The sequence below is a fragment of the Micromonospora sp. M51 genome (genome assembly GCF_018070305.1).
GTDB classification, from domain to species: Bacteria; Actinomycetota; Actinomycetes; order Mycobacteriales; family Micromonosporaceae; genus Micromonospora; species Micromonospora parva.
Genome location: NZ_JAGPXZ010000326.1, coordinates 1 through 6,470, shown reverse-complemented (window position 1 = coordinate 6,470; position 6,470 = coordinate 1). Strand labels below are relative to the sequence as shown.

The following is a 6,470-nucleotide window of genomic DNA, read 5'->3' as shown; positions in this document are numbered from 1 at the left end:
ATCTCGAACAGGGCGGCGACGGTGAACAGCAGGATCGAGCGGACGACGGTCATCGGTGGACCGTACCGAGGTGGCGCGGTCCACGATCATGCCGGTGGGCTGGTCGGGCGTCGGCAGTCGCTCCCGCCGAGCCGCCCGCGGCGGATCGGCCAAGGTGCTCCCCGGCTGCGGTGGCGACCTGGCTGCTGGGCGATGCGCTCACGCCGTCATCCGGGCGGCGGCGCGCAGCGCGAGCGCGTCGAGGACGTCGACGTGCGCGGCCGGCACCTGCACGTCGAGGCGTAGCGCGCCGGCGTCGGCGGCGATGGTGAACGAGAAGAACGAGCAGCAGGAGCTTTCCCGGGCGGTCAGGTCCCGGGTGGTCGCCTCGGCGGCCGGGTCGAGACGCCACCGCAGTGCGGTGGGGGACAGCCGTTCCTGCTGGAGCAGAGCGGTGGCGAACAGGTCGTCGAATTCGGCCAGCCGCAGTGGCTGTTGGGCGCTCGGCAAGGTGCACGACTCGGGCACCCACGTCTGGGGATCAGTGGTCATGTCAACGACGCTAGGCCTTGTTTCGTCGATCGCCGCCGGTTCGAGGGCGCTCAGACGGTTGGGCGCTGGGTTCACGCCTTGGGTGGTGTGACACGTTGCCGGCGCCCGGAGGCGCCGGCAACGGTGGGTCAGCTGGCGTGGGACAGCCGCGTGGTGATGCGCAGGCCCACGAGGGTGTCGTTCAGCCACGGCACCCGCTCGTGGTGCAGCCCGGCGGTCATCTGGTCCGCCCAGACCTCGTACCGCTGCATCAGCGCGTTGGCGCGGGACCGCGCGCTGGTGATCAGACAGTCGCCGAGGGGGTCACCGGGCAGGTTGGACGAGTCGACAGCGGGCTCGCAGGGCACCTTGAGGCTGACCTGGTCGCGCAGCGGACGGCTGAGGTCGAGCGGGCACGGCGTGGGCCCGCAGAGGGTGTAGTTCCCGCTCGCCCTGGCATAGGCATTGCCGATCTTGGCGTCCGTCGGCATGTTCACCGGAAGCTGGTACTGCCCGAACAGGTTCGCCGACAACACGTCGTCGGAGTCGAGGGCGTTGGGCAGACCCAACCTGGTGTACGCCTGCAGCAGCCGCGCGGCGGTGTTCACCTTTTTCAGGGCGGTGGGGATCGACCCGCTGACCTGCGTGCTCTGGTCCCGGACCCGGTCGTACATCAGCTTCTGCCGGGCCTGGAGGAAACCGCGCAGGGTCGGTGTCAGCGTGGTGTCCAGCGCCGTGTTGTTGGTGGCCGTCGCGGCGCTCGCGAAGGCGTACCGGCCGGTTGGCCACTTCTGGGTCAGGGCCTGGTCGGGCGTGGTCTCGCTGTCGCAGTTGAACAGCTCGCAGTCGACCTGGTAGACCTGCTCGTCCGGCCAGGTGTAGTCGGCGGTCCGGGAGTTCTGCCAGGCCGCGTTGGAGTTCAGTCGGAACCGGCTGTGGATCTGCAACCGCAGCTTGCCGTAGTGGCGGATCACTCCGGTGCCGTAGCCCGTCGTCCGCGTGTAGACCCAGCTCGGCGTGTAGCAGTGGCCGACCTCGGGCAACTCCCGCACCCCGGCCGGCGGCTCGTCGAGACGTGGCGTGTACGCGTACTGGAGTGCCCGCACCACGTTCGACATCAGGTCGTAGCGGACGTTACCGGGTCGGTCGATCTGCCTGCTGCCGCCACACGAGGGCACCGTCGCCTCGTCGGGCTTCGTCGGCGCCGGGGCGAGCGGCTTGTCGGTGTCCCAGAACAGGTCGTAGTTCTTGAGCGTCCTCACCTGTACGCCGTTGGCGTCCGGCTCGTAGCGGGCCTGGACCTCGTTGGTTCGTACCGCGGCGAGCGCTGTCGACAGCTCGTTGGTGGCGCCGACGTACTCGTCGACCAGCCCGGTGATCAGGCCGTTGGCGTTGCCGTTGGCCGGCCGACCGAAGCTGGCCGCGAGGTCGGCGATGCGGGTGCCCTCCGCCTCGATCTGCGCCGCGCGTCCGGTGCTGACCTGGGCGGCGTACGTCGGGTTCTGCAGCATCAACATGGCGTACGCCTGCGCGCCGAGGTTCCACACGGTCGGGTTGCCGACCGGTGTGGACGGTTCGACCATCGACGGGTCCCGCCCGCTGGCGACCCGGGCCAGGTAGTTGATCGACCGGGCCTCGCCGAAGCTGTTCAGCACGGTGGTCGGGTCGATCGCCGGGTTGTCGGCGTCGGTAGTGGGCACCACGAAGGCGGCGCCGCTGGCCAGCTGCGTCGCGGTCAGGTGGAATTCGTTCTCCGGGCCGACGAACTCGTTGTACGTCGGGATGGGTTGGCCGAAGTTCTCCCGGTAGCCGAGGTACTTGTTGATGTCGGCGCGGGCGTCGTGCAGGGTGGCGTCGCCGATCGCGGCCAGGACGGTGGCGGCGATGTCCTCCAGGCGCAGGCCGAGCTGAGCGACCTGCTGCTGGACGAGGGTGATCTGCGCGGTGTTGCCGGCGATCGCCGCGTTCAGCTTGTCGAACTGGGCCATCATGTTCGCGTACACCGTGTTGATCTGGGCCTCGACCCGCGCGAAGCTGGCCCGCATCTCGTCGCCGAGGGCCCGCACCTCGTCGCGCAACGCTTTGACCTGGGCGAGGATCTGCGAGTCAAGCGACGGGGCGCTGCTGCCGAAGAGCCCGACGACCGACATCACCGCACCGAAGATGTTGCCGGTCATCGCCAGCGTCGCGGTGCTGAAGATCGATCCCGCCAGGCCGCGGCCGGTGATCGCCGCCGCGTACTTGGAGATCGCGCTGATCGTGGTGAGCACCGCCTCGCCGATCACCTTGGACTTCTTGCCGGCGTCGGGGTCGGCGAACCCGATGAGGGTGGAGACCATGCCCACCCCGGCCTTGATGTCGGAGATCGTCTGCTGCCGGTCCTTGTCCCGGTCCTCGGCAGCCTTTCTCGCCGCCGCGGTGCACGCGGCGCTGGGCGGCCCTTCGGGCGGACACTTCTGGTTGTTCTCGCCGATTTCGAGACGGATCTCCAGGCTGAGGCCGAGCAGCTGCGCGTGCAGGGCGGCCAACTGCTGCTTGGCCGCCGCGACGAACGCCGCAGGATCGCCCTGCAACGCCAGGATCGCGGCGAGGTCCACGTGGGACAGCCCGGGGTCCTGGCTGAGTTCCTGGTATCCGCTGGTGATGTCGACCCCGAACGGTTCGCCCAGGACGGCGTTCCAGGCGGTGGCGACAGGTGCGCTGGCTGCCGCCGCCTGCCGGATCGCGGACCAGACCGTGGCGAGAGCGTCGTCACGGCCGCGCAGCCACTGGGCGGTCCGCAGCGCGCCGGATGCGAGTTCCTCACGGGTGTCCCACGCCTCGACCGTCTTCCCGATGACGGCCCCGATCAGGCCGGTGATCTCCGGTGAGGTCCGGGTGTCGCCGCCGGGCGCACCGAGCAGGATGTCGACGGACTTGAGCAGCAGGTCCTGCTCGGGCAGGAGCAGGTCGAACGCGGTCAGCGAGTCGTCGAGCAGCTGCCTGCGGGTGGTGAGCTGGGTCTGTGCCTGTTCGGCGGTGGCGGTCGGGTGCAGCCGGTGCCACTGGACGAATTCGGCCGACAGCACTGCCGCCGTGATCCGATCGGCACCCTGGAGGTGGGTCTCGGCGACCTGGCCGAAGGCCCGATCGGTGAGGGCGGTCTGCGGGATGGGGACGGGATCGGCCGACGCGGGTTCGCCGAAGAGCGCGCTCGCCGCGGTGACCGCGATCATCGCCAGCACGGCGGTCCCGCGCCGGGCGCGCGGGCAACGTTTGGGTGTCATGCCGCGAACGTATTGAGCGGCCTGAAAGGGTGCTGAAACCGCGCTGATTCGCTCGGGGGCGCCGCTCAGCCGGCGTCGGGTGGCGTGGTCGGCGCGTCGAGGGCCGGAGACACCACGGCGAACGCCCGGTCGGTCAGCTCGGTCAGGCGCTGCTCGTCGTCACCCGGCTGCCACTGCTGGAGCACCGTGTCGAGGGCCAGCAGGGCCATCCCGGCCGCCATCCGTGGGTAGGGGTCGGTGTGCGGGTCGAGGCCGCACCGACTGGCCACTTCGGTGGCCAGCTCGGCACGCCACTGGATCTGGCTCTCCAGCCAGCGGGCGTGCAGGGCCGGGGTGTCCAGGATGAGGCGGACGACGACGCGGGCCCGCTCGGAGTGTTCCGGGTGGTCGTTGCACGCGGCCAGCGGCACCCAGAGGGCGTGGCGCAGCGCGACCGACGGTGCTTCGGCGGGTGGCCGGGCGGCGAGTTCGGTGATGACGTCCACGCTCATGTCGGCCAGGAACCGGACGACAACGTCCTCCTTGGACGCGAAGTAGCGGAAGAAGGTACGCCTCGACATGCCGGCCGCCGCCACGATGTCGTCGACGGTCACCACGTCGAAGCCCTTGGTGGCGAGCAACATCAGGGCGGCGTCGCGCAGTTCGTCGGCAACGAGCTGGCGTTTGCGTTCGGCCAGGCTGCTGTCCGCGCGGGATCTCATTCGCCGATGCTACGCCATAGGGTGCTACCTCCTGCCAACGTTGACACCAGACGTATGCCTTGACACTCAGTGTCACCGGTTGCACAGTGGGTCGCATGACTGTCAATGGCTGGTCCACCGAACAGATCCCCGACCTGAGCGGTCGCACCTTCGTCGTCACCGGTGCCACGGCGGGCCTCGGCCTGGCCACCACCCGGGCGCTCGCCAGCCGTGGCGCAGCCGTCGTCATGGCCGTCCGCGACCAGGCGAAGGGTCACCAGGTGGCGGCCGACATCGCCGCGGCCCAGCCCGGCGTCGACCTGGAAGTCCGGCGGATCGACCTCGCCGACCTCGACTCGGTGCGGATGTTCGCCGACGGGATGCACGCCGACCATCGCCGAGTGGACGTGCTGATCAACAACGCCGGGGTGATGGCACTGCCGCGCACTCTCAGCCCGCAGGGGCATGAAATGCAGTTCGCCACCAACCACCTCGGGCACTTCGCCCTCACCGGTCTGCTGCTCGACCTCCTGCTGGCCGGTCGGGACCCGCGGGTGGTCACCGTCACCTCGGTCAACCATCGGCAGGCGAAGGTGCGGTTCGCCGACCCGACCGGCGAGCGGGGCTACTCCCCGATGGGCTTCTACAACACGTCCAAGCTGGCCAACGCCATCTTCGGCTACCAACTGCACCGGCGGCTCAGCGCCGCGGCCAGCCCCCTGCGCAGCTTCCTCGCCCACCCCGGCTACACCGCGACGAACCTGCAGAGCAGCGGCAGCACGCCGATCTGGCGGCTGCTGCTGGGCCGGATCGGCAACCCGCTCCTCGCCCAGCCGGTCGACAGTGGCGTCTGGCCGCAGCTGTTCGCCGCCACCGACCCCGCGGCGCAGCCGGGACAGCTCGTCGCACCCGGCGGCCCCGCCGAGCTGCGCGGCCACCCCGCACCCGGGAAACTCTCCGCCACGGTGACCGACCCGGAGCACGGCCGCCGACTGTGGGAACTGTCCGAACAGGCCACCGGCGTACGGTTCGAGTCGCTGCGGCCAGCGAGCTGATCGCAGGACCGTCCGGCAGCCGTCACATTGCAGCGTGCCGGATCGCCCAGGTGACGAACGCCCGCCTCACTGCCGCTGGCTGTTTCACCCGCAAGCTTCGTACCCATTGGGGTGAAGCATGATTCATCGATGCTCCTAGGAGTGGGTCCGTCCGCCTGTGCCGCTAAGGCATCGTCACCCGATCTTGGGGACGACCTCGACGAGGTTACGGTGCCGGGCACGGTTGCCCATTGATAGGCGCACATCTATAGTTGCGCGGATCACCACAATCATGGCCGTCGTGACGCGGCCGGGTCGTCGAAGCGCTTCGACGATTCGTCGTTCAGGCCCGTCAGCCGGGTGTCGAGCCTGGTCACCCGGCCTCGGCGCCCGCATGGGCGTCTGTCGTACGACATGAGGAGAACCGCATGCGGAACTGGCGCCTTCGGCGCGGAATCACCGCGCTCGCGCTTGCCCTGCTAGCCCTACCGGCCGTTCCCGGCACCGCGCTCGCCGAGCCCACCTACCCGTTCCGAGATCCCGATCTGCCCGTGAGCGCCCGGGTCGACGACCTGCTCGGCCGTCTCACCCAGGACGAGAAGATCTCCTGGTTGCACCAGTACCAGCCGGCCGTTCCCCGGCTGGGCATCGGCCTGTTCAAGACCGGCACCGAGGCGCTGCACGGGGTGGCCTGGTCCACCGACATCGACAACGGCGGTGCGGTGGTCAAGGCTCGCGGCACCGCCTTCCCCCAACCGGTCGGCATGGCGAGCACCTGGAACACCGACCTGATCCGGCAGGTCGGGTCGGCCGTCGGCGACGAGGCGCGCGGTTACCACGCGCAGAACCCCCGGGTCTGGGGGCTCAACCTCTGGGCGCCGGTGGTCAACCTGCTGCGCGACCCCCGCTGGGGCCGCAACGAGGAGGGCTACTCCGAGGACCCGCTGCTCACCGGCGCGATCTCCACCGCGTACGGCATG

5 protein-coding genes are annotated in these 6,470 nt (G+C 69.9%); 2 read left to right on the top strand and 3 right to left on the bottom strand.

The features are described from left to right. Positions 1-198 precede the first annotated feature (198 nt). The 3 genes from KBX53_RS18185 to KBX53_RS18175 form a co-directional block, all read right to left on the bottom strand. Positions 199-531, bottom strand: coding sequence for a hypothetical protein (locus KBX53_RS18185; protein ID WP_030331163.1), 333 nt, complete (start codon positions 529-531; stop codon positions 199-201). A 128-nt stretch (positions 532-659) separates the two neighbouring features. Next, the gene (locus tag KBX53_RS18180; protein WP_210860536.1) at positions 660-3,776 is read right to left on the bottom strand and encodes a hypothetical protein; all 3,117 of its coding nucleotides are present in this window, start codon (positions 3,774-3,776) and stop codon (positions 660-662) included. A gap of 65 nt (positions 3,777-3,841) precedes the next feature. Next, positions 3,842-4,477 (bottom strand): TetR family transcriptional regulator, encoded by a 636-nt coding sequence (locus KBX53_RS18175; RefSeq protein WP_210860534.1) that lies wholly within the window; start codon positions 4,475-4,477, stop codon positions 3,842-3,844. Between the two features lie 95 nt (positions 4,478-4,572). Here KBX53_RS18175 and KBX53_RS18170 point away from each other — a divergent pair, with 95 nt between their 5' ends. Next, positions 4,573-5,511, top strand: coding sequence for an oxidoreductase (locus tag KBX53_RS18170; protein ID WP_210860531.1), 939 nt, complete (start codon positions 4,573-4,575; stop codon positions 5,509-5,511). 407 nt (positions 5,512-5,918) lie between these two features. After that, positions 5,919-6,470 (top strand): glycoside hydrolase family 3 N-terminal domain-containing protein (locus tag KBX53_RS18165; protein WP_305797958.1); only part of this gene is annotated, 552 nt, incomplete at its 3' end.

Bases quoted from the DNA above. Each gene is read 5' to 3' on its own strand.
- KBX53_RS18170 (WP_210860531.1), top strand. From the start codon at position 4,573: ATGACTGTCAATGGCTGGTCCACCGAACAGATCCCCGACCTGAGCGGT.
- KBX53_RS18180 (WP_210860536.1), bottom strand. From the start codon at position 3,776: ATGACACCCAAACGTTGCCCGCGCGCCCGGCGCGGGACCGCCGTGCTG.
- KBX53_RS18175 (WP_210860534.1), bottom strand. From the start codon at position 4,477: ATGAGATCCCGCGCGGACAGCAGCCTGGCCGAACGCAAACGCCAGCTC.
- KBX53_RS18185 (WP_030331163.1), bottom strand. From the start codon at position 531: ATGACCACTGATCCCCAGACGTGGGTGCCCGAGTCGTGCACCTTGCCG.